Origin of the sequence: Paenibacillus sp. 7523-1, from assembly GCF_002276415.1 — a bacterium.
GTDB classification, from domain to species: domain Bacteria; phylum Bacillota; class Bacilli; order Paenibacillales; family Paenibacillaceae; genus Paenibacillus; species Paenibacillus illinoisensis_A.
Window position 1 is genome coordinate 66,811 of the sequence record NZ_NPBR01000022.1, and the last position, 15,076, is coordinate 81,886.

General features: G+C 46.5%; 14 protein-coding genes. 8 read left to right on the plus strand and 6 right to left on the minus strand.

The features are described from left to right. Window positions 1-58 precede the first annotated feature (58 nt). The gene (locus CHH60_RS22530) at window positions 59-304 is read right to left on the minus strand and encodes a NifU family protein (protein ID WP_062324083.1); all 246 of its coding nucleotides are present in this window, start codon (window positions 302-304) and stop codon (window positions 59-61) included. Between the two features lie 80 nt (window positions 305-384). Between CHH60_RS22530 and CHH60_RS22535 the strand changes: the two genes are divergently transcribed. Further along, window positions 385-639, plus strand: coding sequence for a YuzB family protein (locus tag CHH60_RS22535; protein ID WP_095361258.1), 255 nt, complete (start codon window positions 385-387; stop codon window positions 637-639). Here CHH60_RS22535 and CHH60_RS22540 read toward each other — a convergent pair. Both CHH60_RS22540 and mqnE read right to left on the minus strand, forming a co-directional pair. Beyond that, a complete protein-coding gene (locus CHH60_RS22540; protein WP_095292109.1) occupies window positions 636-1,697 on the minus strand; it encodes an NAD(P)/FAD-dependent oxidoreductase in 1,062 nt (353 codons plus the stop codon). The genes CHH60_RS22535 and CHH60_RS22540 overlap by 4 nt on opposite strands. 215 nt (window positions 1,698-1,912) lie before the next feature. Then, complete coding sequence (mqnE, locus tag CHH60_RS22545) at window positions 1,913-3,019, minus strand: aminofutalosine synthase MqnE (protein ID WP_095361259.1); 1,107 nt, start codon at window positions 3,017-3,019, stop codon at window positions 1,913-1,915. 486 nt (window positions 3,020-3,505) lie between these two features. Here mqnE and CHH60_RS22550 point away from each other — a divergent pair, with 486 nt between their 5' ends. Next, entirely contained in the window at window positions 3,506-3,862 is a 357-nt protein-coding gene (locus tag CHH60_RS22550) for a HesB/IscA family protein (protein ID WP_095361260.1), read from the plus strand. Between the two features lie 139 nt (window positions 3,863-4,001). Here the strand turns inward: CHH60_RS22550 and CHH60_RS22555 are convergent, their stop codons facing one another. Beyond that, entirely contained in the window at window positions 4,002-6,287 is a 2,286-nt protein-coding gene (locus CHH60_RS22555; RefSeq protein ID WP_176476170.1) for a helix-turn-helix domain-containing protein, read from the minus strand. 348 nt (window positions 6,288-6,635) lie between these two features. Here CHH60_RS22555 and CHH60_RS22560 point away from each other — a divergent pair, with 348 nt between their 5' ends. The 6 genes from CHH60_RS22560 to CHH60_RS22585 all read left to right on the plus strand — a co-directional run bounded on the left by CHH60_RS22560 (window position 6,636) and on the right by CHH60_RS22585 (window position 13,058). Beyond that, window positions 6,636-7,559 carry an ABC transporter permease gene (locus CHH60_RS22560; protein WP_255248062.1) on the plus strand — a complete coding sequence of 308 codons (924 nt, stop codon included), beginning with the start codon at window positions 6,636-6,638 and terminating at the stop codon, window positions 7,557-7,559. A 13-nt stretch (window positions 7,560-7,572) separates the two neighbouring features. After that, a complete protein-coding gene (locus tag CHH60_RS22565) occupies window positions 7,573-8,454 on the plus strand; it encodes a carbohydrate ABC transporter permease (RefSeq protein ID WP_095361263.1) in 882 nt (293 codons plus the stop codon). 44 nt (window positions 8,455-8,498) lie between these two features. Further along, window positions 8,499-10,112 (plus strand): extracellular solute-binding protein, encoded by a 1,614-nt coding sequence (locus tag CHH60_RS22570; RefSeq protein WP_095361264.1) that lies wholly within the window; start codon window positions 8,499-8,501, stop codon window positions 10,110-10,112. 50 nt (window positions 10,113-10,162) lie between these two features. Next, the gene (locus CHH60_RS22575) at window positions 10,163-11,197 is read left to right on the plus strand and encodes a Gfo/Idh/MocA family protein (protein ID WP_095361265.1); all 1,035 of its coding nucleotides are present in this window, start codon (window positions 10,163-10,165) and stop codon (window positions 11,195-11,197) included. Window positions 11,198-11,201: 4 nt separating this feature from the next. Beyond that, the gene (locus CHH60_RS22580) at window positions 11,202-12,191 is read left to right on the plus strand and encodes a Gfo/Idh/MocA family protein (protein WP_095361266.1); all 990 of its coding nucleotides are present in this window, start codon (window positions 11,202-11,204) and stop codon (window positions 12,189-12,191) included. A gap of 225 nt (window positions 12,192-12,416) precedes the next feature. Next, window positions 12,417-13,058, plus strand: coding sequence for an NAD(P)-dependent oxidoreductase (locus tag CHH60_RS22585; protein WP_095361267.1), 642 nt, complete (start codon window positions 12,417-12,419; stop codon window positions 13,056-13,058). Window positions 13,059-13,220: 162 nt separating this feature from the next. On the opposite strand, the gene CHH60_RS22590 is transcribed toward CHH60_RS22585, so the two are convergent. Further along, window positions 13,221-13,706, minus strand: a complete 486-nt coding sequence (locus CHH60_RS22590; RefSeq protein WP_095361268.1) for a hypothetical protein — start codon at window positions 13,704-13,706, stop codon at window positions 13,221-13,223. Window positions 13,707-13,848: 142 nt separating this feature from the next. Next, a complete protein-coding gene (locus tag CHH60_RS22595) occupies window positions 13,849-14,829 on the minus strand; it encodes a glycoside hydrolase family 53 protein (RefSeq protein ID WP_337034629.1) in 981 nt (326 codons plus the stop codon). Between the last annotated feature and the right edge of the window lie 247 nt (window positions 14,830-15,076).

Below are 15,076 nucleotides of genomic sequence, written 5' to 3' on the forward strand. Positions count from 1 at the left end.
GAGCCCTCCGCTTCAATTGAAGCGAAAGGCTCTTGAGGTTTATTTCGTGAAGGATTGATTAGAATACTTGTACGACTTCTTCGACACCGTCAACTTCTTCAAGAAGGGCGCGTTCAATCCCGGCTTTTAAGGTAATGGTGGAGCTTGGGCAGCTGCCGCAGGCACCGACCAGTTTCAGCTTAACGATGCCGTCCTCCACGTCGACCAGTTCCACGTCACCGCCATCGCGTTGCAGGAACGGACGAAGTTTGTCAAGCACGTCAGATACCTCATCATACATGGTGCTTTGTGCGTTTTCGCTCATATTTTTCAACTCCTTTCCTCTATATATTATATTACAATTGGCCGTAAATTAAAATGGTCAAACAAAGCAGGTGAACTTACATGAGACCGATTATTGAATTTTGTGCCAACAATATGCATTTTGGCACAGATGAAGTCATGGAGCAACTCGAAGAGAATCCAGACTATGATGTGATAGAATACGGCTGCCTCAGCAACTGTGGCCAATGTTATATGACTCCTTTTGCACTAGTCAATGGTGAAGTTGTCATCACGGACAAAGTGGAAGATTTATATAACGCCATTCTGGCTAAAATTGCCGAAGCCGATGCATGGGATGAGCTCGATCTCGACTAACCGAGATGACGCTTGGACATCCAGAGAACGCCGCTTTTCAAGATACGAGGTACACGTCCCATCATAGACGTTTTACCCATCAGCCCAAACCCAGCCTTCTTGCCGAGTGCACCTAGCGTGCCACGGAGCTTGAGCGGCTGCGGGTTGGGCTTTTCGCCTTTCCAGAGGGCATGCTGAATATGAGCGATCTGTTCGCCCTGTACTTCTGCAGCCTGACCGCTTGGTGCATAAGGCACACTGGCACAGTCACCGACTACATAAACATCTGTGTATTCAGGAATTTGATAATATTCATTCAGTACAACCCGGCCCTGAGGGTCCTTTGTAACGTCGAGATCCTGCACGACTTTAACGGGCTGAATGCCGGCTGTCCATACTACAGCATCCGTCAGAATTTCTTCATCCCGATTATAGATCGCGTTCCCTTCAAGACGAGAGATGGCGACATGCCCGCGTGTCTCTACCTGATGTTCGTTAAACCACTCATGCACGTAAGCGGACAATCGCTGCGGGAATGCCGATAATACGCGTTCACCACGGTCCAAAATGCTAATATTGAGATCAGGTCTGCTCTCTCTCAGTTCGGCAGCCATCTCGACACCGCTCAAGCCTCCGCCAACAATATGCACGTGTCCATAAGCTTTAACTTCGTTCAGACGGAGGTAGGTTTCCCGCGTTTTGCTAAAACTTTGAATGGTACAGCTGTATTCTTCAGCTCCCGGAGTATTGTGGAAACGGTCTGTACAGCCAAGTCCGATAACGAGCTTGTCATACTCCAAAGGATCCTGGCCTTCAAATTCAATCTGACGCTGTTCCAGATCAATTGAAGTGACTTCTCCATAACGGTAAGTGACTTTCTCATGGACTGGAAATTGGATGCGCAGGTCATAATCGGATACGGTTCCTGCTGCGAGTGCGTAATATTCAGTCTTCAATCCCTGAAAGGGGCTCCGGTCCACCAACACAATTTGTGTATCGGACGGAATTTTGCCTTCCAGAAGTTCCTTGATGATCGTGAGGCCGCCATAGCCGCCCCCGAGAATGACGAAATTTTTCATGACGTGGCTTCCTTTCTGCATCAGTCCCGTATGAGCGGGGCTGTAACCTGTGGAGCAGCTATGCTTTCACATAGCTGCTCCTTATGTTTTATTTTAATTATTATATCGAAAATTTTGGAGTTTAAAATTAGAGGCATTATACCAACGTGATGCATCGATTCGAGTGGCGGTTCTCCTTTTAGGGATGAAGATGCTATCGAGACGATGCAGCAGGTTTATTCGTATACTTGAATTTCGTTGTAGAAGGTGTCACGTTCAACAGGGATGCGTCCAGCGCCTTTAATGAGCCAAATGAGCTCTTTACGGGTGAGGCCTTCAGGTGTTAACGCACCTGCAGCATGACTAATTCGTTCGCGAACGATAGTGCCATGTGCATCCGAAGCACCGAATCCAAGGGCAACTTGGGTCAATTGTGGGCCGATGTTAATGAAGTATGCTTTAATGTGGTCAATGTTATCCAGCATGAGGCGGCTAATCGCAATCGTTTTAAGATCCTCGTATGCCGAGTTGCGGCGCATAATGCTGGCATTTTTGCTCTTAGGCTGCATGGAGAGCGGGATAAATACCATGAAACCGTTCGTTTCATCCTGCAGCTCACGAATTTGAGCCATGTGATTAACACGATCTTCGTACGATTCAATCGATCCATACAGCATTGTCGTATGTGTACGCATGCCCAAAAGATGAGCTGTACGGTGTACCTCAAGATAGCGATCCACGTTTGCTTTGTCGACACGCATTTTTTTGCGGTATTCGTCTGACAGAATCTCGGCACCGCCGCCGGTCAGTGATTTCAGGCCTGCTTTTTGCAGTTCCTGCAGTACTTCCTTAATGCTGAGTCCGCTGATACGGGTGAAGAAATCGATCTCAGCTGCCGTGTAGGCCTTCAGCGTAACATCCGGATATTTCTCGTTTAAAGCCCGGAGGGAATCGACATAATATTGAAAAGGAACATGGTTGTTATGTCCGCCTACAATATGGAACTCGCGTACGCCTGGATGAATATGCTGTTCTACGTACTCAATCATTTCTTCTCCCGACAACGTGTAGGAGCCTTCTTCGCCCTGGTCTTTGCGGAAATTACAAAAAGCACAGTGTGCTTCACAAACGTTAGTGAAGTAGAGACTCATGTTTTCAATGAAATACACTTTCTTGCCGTTCTTCCGCAGGTTGGCTTCATTGGCCAGTTGGCCGAGAGTCAGCAAATCATCCGTTTGATACAGATAGACGCCGTCTTCTACGCTAAGCCTTACGCCGTTCTGCACTTTCTCAACGATTTCCGCCATTCTTTTGTCTGTGAACGGTGTTACCAATGTAGACATTTTGTTTCCTCCTGTTCTTAACCGGATAGAGTTGAATGTAGGACTTGCTTGTAGAACTACATAAAAAAGATGCGGTCATCTGCCGCCTCTTTATCGGACTAACTCTCCATTACCCGGTGCAGCATATGCTGCATGTGTAAAGCTGAATTTTTCTTCTAAGTTTTTTTCTCATCGTGGATGACATGGATGTATAATCTAAACGTGAGTCTGTTGACTCTATATGCATTGGGGACTGCATGGCAGTCTCGAAATGTGAAAAAAATTACAACTCCATATATGATCATCATTTGAATAAGTCATGACAAAATATTGACATTTCAGTGCGATCACCTATCCATTATAAACCTCGTGTCCCGGGGGTTCAATACACTGGGAAGAAAAAGGAGCAGAGGAGGGACACGGGAATAGGGATAAACATGGCTTGAGCCTCTTGACGGGGTGGAGTATAATTTAAAGAAGAGTTAACGAAAAGGAGAGTGACCTGGCATGATTAACATCAGCGAAACAGCTGCGGAGCGCTTGAAAGAGATGCTTTCACAGCAAGAGACACCTGACATGTTCCTACGTCTGGGCGTAGCACCGGGCGGTTGTACTGGATTTTCGTACGCCATGGGCTTTGATGATAAAGAATCCGATGAGGATATTTATATGGATATTCACGATATGAAGGTTGTAGTCGAGAAGGAAAACCTGAAATATCTGAATGGTCTTGAAATTGATTTTGAAGAGTCCGGTATGTCCGGCGGCTTCACCATCCATAACCCCAATGCAGTAGCAACATGCGGCTGCGGATCTTCTTTCCGCACGAGAGAAGAAGCTGGGGTACCGGATAAAGATTGTTAAGACTATAGAAAATAAAACATGCGCAGTTTCAGCGGATTAATCGTTGGGACTGCGCTTTTTTATGATTTCCTAACGGGCAAATAAACCCATTCCTCACCACAAGACAAAATCAAATTCAACTGCTTTAATGCCTAATTTCTCAATCTACATGCTTCTGCTGCTGGTGAATTTCCATAAGATGCTGTTTCCGATAGGTACCAGGCGAGATGCCAGTTGTCTTTTTGAAAATGCGATTAAAGGAAGTAATGTTCTGGTATCCCACGCGGACACTGATTTCATTGATGGTCCAATTTGTCGTAGCCAGCAGTTCACATGCTTTGCGCATGCGGATTGTTTGCAGATGCTCGCTAAAATTGATGCCGGTTTTGTCTTTGATATACACGGACAGATACGTCGTTGACAGATTCAGTTTCGCTGACAAATACTCAAGTGAAATATCCTCCATGTAATGGGAGTTTATGATTTCGTAAAACATGGCGATGGTTGGTTCTTCCGTTGCGGGAAGTTTGCTGTCTCGCATGATGGCAAGGACAGAGCTAACGATGTGCTTGAAAACAGTCTCATAATCATCCTGTGAATGGCAGTCCTGAAGAGCATTTTCCCATTCACTCAGGGGTACGCCCGTGGCTTTATAAGAGAGCTGTTGATCCAAAAATTCAACGATATGACTCGTTATATCTAGAGCTAATTGTCTGAATTGAAGTACACTGGCATCTTTTTTGACGAAGTATGCGAATGCCTGACGTATCCAATCCATACAGTTGTCTTCTTCCAGTGCCTGAAGTGCCTGATCAAGCTCGCGTCCCCGTTTCACCAGAGGCTGGTCCACATTGGGCAGGGGACGGGCTCCGCTGATTAGTTGGGTTTCCTCTAGCAAGCGAGCCGATGAAGCCAGATCCCGTAATTGCTGATAGGTTTCACTGAATTTAGTCGGTTGATTCATAGCCGGAAGGGTACAAATGGTCACGACATAATAATGTTTTTCCTCATCAAGACTTGCTTTGAGCTGTTCAAGCAGTGCTTGAAGCTGGAAGGGAGAGGGTTCCTTCAATACGGAGACAATCTCGTTTTTTTCCATCTGGAACGTATGATTGGCATGGAACCGTTCTTTCGTTAGCAGATGAATGTAATCCAACAAGTGACGCACCGCTCGCTCCCGATCAAGAGGCATACTTCCGTTTTCCGATATCCGAAAACGAATGTCGTAATAAACAAGCTGATAACTTCCTCCATCTGCAAGAAAATCGTTCCACTCGCTAAGATCAGTATTGATGTTCTTCAACTGGTTCATATAGGAGTAGTTGGTTAGAATGGCGTTCTGGCGATTAAGTTTGGCCACGATCGTATCTTTCTCTTTTTTTAGCTCCCCAATCCTGCTCTGAATGAGATCATATTCTAAAATGTGACTCTCTTCCTGCCCGACTTCATCGGCTTTATTCAGTGAAGTACGGTCCAGCAGCGAGGATAGCATATGCTTAACCGGCGTATGTAGGCGTCGGCTCAGATAGAGGGATACCAACGTTGCTGCCAAAAGTGAAAAAACAAAGATAAGAACCATGTAACCGGTCAATCGCTGCAGCTGGTCTGCAATGCGTGTATCTTCCAGTGATGTGATATACATGAGCCCGTCAGCACCTTCTGCCTTGAAATAATATCTCCCATTCTCCTTGCGTGTCGTTTCTCCATCTTGGAAAACGGGTATCGCTTCTCCCTCTGGCGTTGAACCCGAGCGATAAAGGATGTTGCTCTGATGGTCCGTAATGATCAAGGTGTGTCCGTCCGTGGTGCCGAAAAAGGACTGAATTGCTTTCTGGATATCTATCATCGCAATGATCTGATAAGGACTGCCGGGGCTCTTAAACGTATACGGCAGCAGATGCCTGCTCTCGGGAGAACCTGCGTTCATTTGAAAGGACGCTGCAGGCGAGATCAGAAATGTATGGGGCTCCGTGGTGAGTGTCTCCCAATGTTCCAATGGATAGATATCGCTTCGATAGGATGTGTTGAACATGTAATCCGAGCTGCCGCTGCCTGATTTACCAAATGCAAAGTGTTCCTTAGGAAAGTGGACGATAACATCTTCCAGCAAAAACAACGAATTGTATACATATCCTCGAATGTCCTTCATTACATTTTTTGCCTTTAGATAGTCTGCCTCTTGAAAGCCAACTCTCTGCAATTGCCTATTAAAAGATACCAGATCCTGATTGTTGTACACGTGGAACAGCATAATCTGAATTTGTTCCATATGATTAGAGAATCGTTCCGCGGTGTTGTTCGTTTCATTGAGACTGCTTTGAACGATTTCCTCCTGCAGGCTCGTTTTGAATACATAATAAATCAGAATATAGAATAGGCAGAACAGCGAGATAATCGCCAAAAAGCTGACAAATATTTTGAAAAACAGGGTTCGTTTTTTATTCATGATCCAGTTCATAAGACAACCCCTCATTTTCATTCTTCTAGAGAGAACAAGATTATCTGGCCCATTCTACGCGTGAACTGTTAAAACGCAGGGAGCAAAATATGAACGTACTGTAAAAAGGGACTATACTTTTTTTGCGAAAATGGCTGTTTTTTCAGGAAAAATCACGAATTAGGTAAATTTCGCAAGGTTAGACCAGAATCCCAAAAACGGTTTATACCCAATCGCATTGAAGGGCTGTAACATTCGATTTGCAGCCGAGCCCATCGTGATGAGGCAGGCAAAAAGGGGGGATTGCTGATTTTGAAACAGACGACATCCGTTAACGAGCAGGCACGCGGGAGTCGAGTGAGTGGAAGCAGTGCGAAGAAACACCGTTTCCATTCGTTTCGTAGAAATTGGGATTTGTATCTATTATTCTCGCCTGTCATCATCTACTTTGTTGTGTTTCATTATGTACCCATGTATGGTGTGCAGATTGCGTTTAAGGACTTTATCGCGAATAAAGGCATTACCGGAAGTCCTTGGGTGGGATTCAAACACTTTGAACGGTTCTTTGACAGCTTTTATTTTTGGCGAATCATGAGAAACACGCTTGGTATTGGTTTGTACGAATTAATTGTTGGTTTCCCTATTCCCATTCTCCTGGCGTTAATGATCCATGAAATTAGATCCGGGAAGTTCAGAAGATTTGTGCAAACAGTGACCTATATGCCTCATTTTTTATCTACTGTCGTCATGGTGGGCATGATTATGATGTTTTTGTCTCCTGTCAGTGGATTAATTAATCTGGCAATCACGTCTCTTGGCGGAGAAACCATTTCCTTCATGACGGAACCGGATTGGTTCAAGAGTATATTTGTGTGGTCAGGTGTATGGCAGACGATGGGGTGGAGCTCGATCATCTATTTGGCGGCACTTGCCGGAGTAGATCCGCAGCTGCATGATGCAGCCAAGGTGGATGGCGCAACCAAGCTCGAGCGAATCTGGCATGTGAACATTCCGGGGATTGCCCCGACTATGGTTGTGCTTTTGATTCTAAATGTAGGATCCATCATGGGCGTCGGGTTTGAAAAGGTATTCCTTATGCAAAACGCGTTGAATATGGAGGCATCCGATGTTATCGCAACCAATGTATACCGCAGCGGTATTTTGGGTGCGCAGTACAGTTATTCTGCAGCTGTTGGTTTGTTTAACTCAGTTATCAATTTTATACTGCTGATGACGGTGAACCGGATCGCCCGCAAAGTCAGTTCGAGCAGTCTATGGTAAGGGAGGTGAGGGGATGGCGCAAAGTCGTGGTGACCGGGCAGTCGAATGGATGATCTATGCTGCTCTTGTGCTGGTATCTGTAGTGGTGCTGTATCCCGTGTTTTTTGTGGGAATTGCATCGATTAGTAATCCGGAAAACGTGATGCGCGGTGAAGTGTGGCTCTGGCCCAAGAACATCTCGCTGGTTGGTTATGAACGTCTGTTTGCGAATAGCGAGCTGATGAAGGGCTATGGGAACACCTTGTTGTACACGGTCGCCGGAACCATGCTTAATCTGGTGATGACCATTGCGGCAGCATACCCGTTATCCAGACCCGATTTTAGAGGTAGAACTATTTTTACCATTCTGATTGTGTTCACCATGTTTTTCAGTGGAGGCATGATTCCAACCTATCTGCTGATCAAAGACCTGGGTATGCTGGACACCTTTTGGGTCATGATTATTCCGTCGGCATTGTCCGTATGGAACATGCTGATCATGAAGACATTCTTTCAGAATTCCATACCAAAGGAAATTCAGGAAGCGGCCTTTATGGACGGCTGTTCGAACATGATGGTACTCACTCGTATTGTCTTGCCTCTGTCAGGGCCCGTACTGGCCGTAATGGTTCTCTTTTACGCCGTGGGCCACTGGAACAGTTATTTTAATGCCCTGATCTATTTGTCAGACCGGGACAAGTATCCGCTGCAGTTGTTTTTACGCGAAATCCTGGTTCAGGGGCAGATGCAGGAGATGGTGGATATCAGTGACGATTCCCTGGCGAGAAGCATGATGGATGCGGAAGCCATCAAATATGCTGCTGTAATCATTACGAATTTACCTATGCTGATTCTGTATCCCTTTTTGCAAAAGTACTTCATTAAAGGGGTCATGATTGGTGCGGTGAAAGGCTAAACCATAGTTCATAATTCATTTTATTATAAGGGAGTGCATGAAGGATGTTGTTTAAAAAATGGGGCAGCGTGACCTTATCCATCGTGATTACAGCGGGGTTACTGGCTGGATGTAGTTCAGGAGAGACGCCTGCAGAGCAGGGTCAGGACAGACAGGCCAATCTGAACGCTACAGGCATGCCGGTCGTAAAGGAGCCAATAGAACTGGATTTTTTCACCGGCAAATCGACCACCAACGGGAGCAAATTCGAAGAAACGCTGATCTGGAAAACATATAGTGAGATGTCGAACGTTAAGGTAAACTTCAACCTTGTTCCTTTTGAGACACTGACCGAGAAGCGGAACCTCGCTCTGGCAGGCGGGGATTATCCGGATGTATTTTACTCTGCCCGTGTGACTTCAGATGAATTGACCCGTTATGGTGCCCAGGGTGTGTTTCTTCCACTCAATGATTTGATTGATGAGTATGCCCCGAATTTTAAAAGATTAATGGAGCAGTACCCCGATATTCGGAAAGGGTTGACGATGCCCGATGGAAACATCTATTCAATGCCGTCCTTTTATGATCCAGCTCTGCTATCCATGCTGATTGGTGCACCGCTCTGGGTTAATGAAGATTGGTTGAAGCAGCTGAACATGGAAGAACCGAATTCAACCGAGAGTTTTTATGAATATCTGAAAGCCGTCAAAACGACAGATCTCAACGGTAACGGCAAAAACGATGAGATTCCTTTTAGCGCAACAGGCATCACGGGCATTATTGATCATGTCAAAGGAGCATGGGGCCTTGGTAACCGTGGTCTTGGACACAAGCTGGTTGATGTGGAACCCGAAACAGGTGAGCTTCGCTTCACCAAAACATTGCCTCAGTACAAGGAAGTGCTGCAATATGTGAACAAGCTTCATCAGGAAGGACTGCTGGATCCGGAAATATTCACACTGGATGGTGGAGCCCTGAATGCCAAAGGTCAGGCCGGAACGCTTGGCGCGACAACGGTACCCAATCCGGAAACGGTTATGGGACAGAAGAATTTCATCGGTCTTGGTGCCCTCAAAGGGCCAGATGGCGAACAGCTGTATTCCCATGTGAAAGTGCCTATGGTACATGTGGGAGCCTTTGCTATAACGGACAAAAATGAGAATCCGGAAGCAACGATCCGCTGGATGGATCATTTCTACAGTGATGAAGGAGCCCTGCTCTACTTTATGGGTAAAGAGGGAGAAACCTATGAAAAGGATGCAGACGGAAATCTGCAGTATACGCAGGATATCACCGCAAATCCGGATGGCCTGACCCAAGATCAGGCTCTGGCCCAATATTTCACTTGGCTCGGCGGAAGCTATCCGGGCTTGGTCAAGGAAGATTATTTTAAAGGTTCGGAAACACTGCCAAGCTCCCTTGAGGCAGCCGAGAAGGCAAAAGATCATGCCGTGGAAGACATCTGGTACAATTTTAACTTCACACAGGAAGAATCTGAATTCATGTCCTCTGTCGGCAAAGACATACAGGATTACGTGACCGAAATGGAAGCGAAGTTTGTGAATGGCAGTGCAAGTTTTGATCAGTGGGAAGAGTATGTGAGTACCCTAAACAAGATGGGGCTTGAGGAGTATATGAAGGTATATCAAGCAGCTTATGACAGATATAAGACAGAATAGGCACGCAACGTGGAGGCTTGAACAAAGGATTGTCTTGAGGAGGGAGATACGTGAGAGTTGCTGTACTGGGATGTGGAACAATGGGAACCGTTCATGCCAAAAGTTATGCCAAATTGAAAGAGGTTGAACTCGTTGGTGTCTGTGATGTGGAGAAAGACGATGCAGACAGACTGGCCGCTGCATGCGGAACGAGGGCGTACAATCGATTCGAGGATCTATTGAATGAAGGACGTCCGGATGTGGTGAGCATCTGTCTACCTACTCCTCTGCACTTTACGTATACGGTTATGGCAGCGGAAGCGGGTGTGCATGTGATCTGTGAGAAACCGGTTAGTTCAACAGCCGAAGAAGCTGAAATGATGGATGTCATTTGTCGTTCGAATAAAGTGCAGTTGTTGGTTGCGCATGTGGGCCGCTTTTTCCCTGCCTATGCTGATGCAGCCCGTCAGATTGTGGCTGGTGTAATTGGAAAACCCGGGGCCGCCCATGCCAGACGTATCGGGCCCCATCCAGGGCTGATAAAGAACTGGTACAACAATGAGAGGGACAGCGGTGGTGTCATTATGGATCTGATGATCCATGACATCGATTATTTGCGCAGTGTGCTTGGAGAGGTGCGTTCTGTGTATGCACAGCGCAGAACCCTGCCTCATCTGGACTATGCTTGGGTGACTTTGAGATTTGAACAGGGAGCCATCGCCAATCTGGAAGGAATGTGGGGATACCCGGGGCCTTTCCAGACAGCGATCGAGTTCGCCGGAGATCAGGGAATCGTTCATATAAACTCCGAGGAGTCCAAATCCGTGACGATCCGTCAGGTTGGGTCAGCAACGGAACCAATATTAACGACAGGCAAGGATGAGAGAGGGACACGTTCATCTATCGTTTCACGGATAAGCCCAGAGTTTGAAACTGCCTATGACCGTGAATTGTCTCATTTCATCCAAAGTATCCAGTCCGGATCTCAGCCCGAGGTCACGTTCCAGGATGCGTGTATTGCGTCCAAAATTGTGCGGGCTGCACTCGAATCTGCTCATAGAGGGCAGCCTGTAAACATGTTGGGTTTTGAGGTAAAGGGGGATTAATCGGATGAAAAAGCTGCGTATTGGCATGATTAGCTTCGCTCACTCTCATGCCTTCAGCTACTATCGGGAGCTTATCGCGATTGAGAATGCGGAGGTCGTTGCCATCGCTGATGAGAACAGGGAGCGTGTTCAGAACCTTCTTGAACATGAGCACATCTCGTATTATGAAGATTATCGCAGCATGCTGCAGCTTCCTGAGATAGACGCCGTAATTATATGTTCAGAGAACGTGAATCATGCGAGTATGGTTATGGAAAGTGCCCGCGCGGGCAAGCATATTTTATGTGAAAAACCGCTTGGAGTGGGCATGGATGAAATGGAGATTATGATCGAAATCTGTTCCAAATACGGGGTACAACTGATGACTGCATTCCCATGCAGGTATTTGCCTGCAGTATTGGAGACGAAGAGGGCGCTGGAACGAGGGGAAATTGGGGAAGTGATTGCGGTTAAGGGATACAATCGCGGGACAGCACCAGAGGGGTGGTTTGTGGAGTCTTCTCTATCTGGCGGAGGCGCGATTCTGGATCATACGGTGCATGTAGCTGATCTGCTTCGGTGGTTATTTAAGCGGGAACCGCTAGCGGTATATGCGGAGCAAGGTCACCTGTTTCATGATCTGGAAGTGGAAGATTCGGGGATGGTGCATATCGAATTCGATCAGGGAATAATTGCGTTCATTGATACAAGCTGGTCAAGAAACCGGAGCTATCCGTTCTGGGGAGACGTGAAGCTGGATATCATCGGTACAGAAGGCGTCATACATATGGATGCTTTTGCGCAGACGAATGAAGTATACAGCGATCTAGAGGGTAAAGCGAGGTGGAGCTATTGGGGAGAGCGTATGAATTATTATATGCTGCAGGATTTTGTGGACTCACTCATAGCTGGGAAACGTGTTCCCGTTTCCGGGGAAGATGGTTTACAGGCCGCATCAATTGCTCTGGCTGCATATGAGTCGATCCGGAAAGAAGGCAAAGTAACGATGAAGTAAGAGAACGGACAAGGAGATCGGCACAGGCAATAATATATTGGTGAAACCTAAATTTTAGACCCGTAATGATGAGGAACGTCTGTAATGGATAACCTATCAGGGTCTTTTTGTTTTGACGAAATGATCATTTTTTACAGCGAGGGATAGTTGACAAAATTAGTTGTAACTAATATAGTTACAATATAAGTTATCCCAAAATCGTTCAACCTCAGAGGAGAGATTATGATGAAAATCGGAATTATTGGCGCAACAGGCAAGGCAGGTAATCTGATCCTGAAAGAAGCAGCGAGCAGAGGCCATGAAGTAACTGCAATTGTACGTAACGCATCCAAGGTGGAAGACAAAAGCCTGAACGTATTGGAGAAGGATGTATTCGATCTTACTTCGCAGGATGCTCAAGCATTTGATGTTATCGTGAATGCATTCGGCGCACCTGCTGGAAAAGAACATCTGCATGTGGAAGTGGGACAGGCTCTGATCAACATCCTGAAAGATGCTCCTCAAACTCGCCTGATCGTAATAGGCGGGGCTGGCAGTCTGTTCACCGATGAGACGCACTCCCTGCGTGTCGTTGATGCGCCAGGGTTCCCTGATGCATACAAACCAACAGCGACAAACCAAGGGAAAAACCTGCAGGACCTGCAAGCATCCTCCGGAATTCAATGGACATTCCTTAGCCCGGCAAGCTTCTTCAATCCCGAAGGTGTACGCACTGGAAAATATCAAACGGGTAAAGATCACATCATTCTGAACAGTGAAGGCAAAAGTTATATCAGCTATGCAGACTATGCCATTGCCTTAGTGGATGAAATTGAAAATGCAGAACACAAAAACGAACGCTTTACTGTCGTAGGCGAAGCGAAGTAAGCCATGTTTAGCCATAAAACTAAAACGGACGCCGATCATTTCAATAGATCAGCGTCCGTTTCATTTATTATAGAGTTGTGGATGCTGCAGGGTGGTTGCTAAAGATATGAAGGTTTAATGGTGCGAATGAATTAAGTGTATGCTTTATGAATTGTCGGTGGATTAGGTGATATCTGTGGGCTCCGCAATGCTCGCTGTATCCATACCATCAGCGCCATCAACGGCATCGATGACACCCACAGCAAGAGTAGTCACTGCAGCCGCCGCCAGAAGATGCTTTGCACCAAGCTTCACTCGGTCCATATCTTCTTCTTTCATGCCTACGACAACATCTTTGCCACCGTTATACACATATTTGGCTGAAACGGCGACACCTTTTGCCGTATTGGTCACAGCATCTCCCAAATCAGCAAGTCCTGTCTCGACCGCGGCATCGTCTTTTCGAATGGCACCGCTGGCCAGGTCATATGTACCACTTGCTAATTGCCCTACCGTTTTCCCTGTGTTAATCGTAGCTTTCTCTACGCCATTACCAACTTCCTTGATAAAGGGACTGCCTGCGATCTCACCGACAACCCTTACGCTGCCGCCAAGTACTTTTCCGGTAACTTCCCCTGCGAACTGTCCTAATCCTTTTAAAAAGCTCATCCCTGAACCTCCTCTAGAAACGATAAGTTCTCTTGTAGCTTATTATATTCGTATGCATGCCAAAAAACCAACGGTGACAGCCCAGGCATCGTAAAAAAAGGCACTGCCCCACCGGAGTCAGCGCCTTTTCACATACTCGACCTTAGTCGATAAATCCTTCCATGACCACTGTCGGCATCATATTCGACTGCCAAGCGCCTTTGCCATAACCACCGTTATACCCTGGAGTAGCTTGCGGCTCCCAGTAAAAAACGCCTTTTCCTTTTCCGTTTGGCAGGTTGCGAATTTGATTTTTCATGGCGGCCACGAAGCTTTTGCCTGCAGCAGCCTGGTTATTGTCCATCCCGATCTCGGAAATGATGATTTCCTTGCCGTAGCGATTGATCAGGTCTTTCGCATTGTTCACCGTGTTCGTCACCGCTGTGTTCCAGCCGGAGGCCGAAGGATAGAGGGACATGGCGATCATATCGAAGTTAGCCCCATTATTGATTAATCCACCAATATTCCATACATACAGTGCGTTATCATCTCCACCTGCCAGATGCACGATTGTTTTGGTTCCTGTGCTCATGGACTTGACGGCATTATGGCCCGTGTTCACCAGCCAAGCGTAATTTTTCATGTTCGTGGAAGCTTTGCCATCCTCCCATAACATGCCGTTGCTGGTTTCGTTTCCGATCTGCACCCAGTCAGGTGTTACCCCTTTGCTCTGCATGGCCGTCATCACGTCACGTGTATGATTCCATACCGCATCCATCAGCTGTTGGAAGGTGTAATTTTTCCAGGCAGCCGGTTTGGTTTGTTGACCAGGGTCAGCCCATGAATCACTGTAGTGTAAAGTCAACATGACGCTCATGCCCGCATTCTTGGCCCGCTGTGCCAAAGCTGCGGCGCGATCCTTATTCATATATCCGTTGCCATAATCATTGGACGGATTAACGAAAACCCGAATACGAACCGAATTGATCTGATAATCATTTTTCAAAATATCAATAATGTCACGCTGTACGCCATTTTTGTCCTTCCACTTGTAACCTTGCGCTTCCATGCCCGGTACCCAACTGATATCTGCCCCTTTGGCGAAGCTGGGAGCTGCGCCGGCATGCTGACCTGCGGGCAGCATAATCGAAGTGACCAACAAAATGAGAACAAGGACAATTGAAGTTTTGTAACCCCTTACAAATCTGACCATTAAAATATTCCTCCCTGAATATTAGAATGAGTTGCAATCTAATTATAGGCGGGAGAACTGTACCACCACAGGGTTCATTTCCAATATTTTGGTTGTTTTTTAAACCACTCTACTGATGGATTTATCAGTAATATGCAAGGAAGCTGCCCCGCATTGGGACAGCCTCTTGAGATGTTCT

Bases quoted from the DNA above. Each gene is read 5' to 3' on its own strand.
- CHH60_RS22530 (WP_062324083.1), bottom strand. From the start codon at position 304: ATGAGCGAAAACGCACAAAGCACCATGTATGATGAGGTATCTGACGTG.
- CHH60_RS22535 (WP_095361258.1), top strand. From the start codon at position 385: ATGAGACCGATTATTGAATTTTGTGCCAACAATATGCATTTTGGCACA.
- CHH60_RS22540 (WP_095292109.1), bottom strand. From the start codon at position 1,697: ATGAAAAATTTCGTCATTCTCGGGGGCGGCTATGGCGGCCTCACGATC.
- mqnE (WP_095361259.1), bottom strand. From the start codon at position 3,019: ATGTCTACATTGGTAACACCGTTCACAGACAAAAGAATGGCGGAAATC.
- CHH60_RS22550 (WP_095361260.1), top strand. From the start codon at position 3,506: ATGATTAACATCAGCGAAACAGCTGCGGAGCGCTTGAAAGAGATGCTT.
- CHH60_RS22555 (WP_176476170.1), bottom strand. From the start codon at position 6,287: ATGAATAAAAAACGAACCCTGTTTTTCAAAATATTTGTCAGCTTTTTG.
- CHH60_RS22565 (WP_095361263.1), top strand. From the start codon at position 7,573: ATGGCGCAAAGTCGTGGTGACCGGGCAGTCGAATGGATGATCTATGCT.
- CHH60_RS22570 (WP_095361264.1), top strand. From the start codon at position 8,499: ATGTTGTTTAAAAAATGGGGCAGCGTGACCTTATCCATCGTGATTACA.
- CHH60_RS22580 (WP_095361266.1), top strand. From the start codon at position 11,202: ATGAAAAAGCTGCGTATTGGCATGATTAGCTTCGCTCACTCTCATGCC.
- CHH60_RS22585 (WP_095361267.1), top strand. From the start codon at position 12,417: ATGAAAATCGGAATTATTGGCGCAACAGGCAAGGCAGGTAATCTGATC.
- CHH60_RS22590 (WP_095361268.1), bottom strand. From the start codon at position 13,706: ATGAGCTTTTTAAAAGGATTAGGACAGTTCGCAGGGGAAGTTACCGGA.
- CHH60_RS22595 (WP_337034629.1), bottom strand. From the start codon at position 14,829: ATGCTGCCCGCAGGTCAGCATGCCGGCGCAGCTCCCAGCTTCGCCAAA.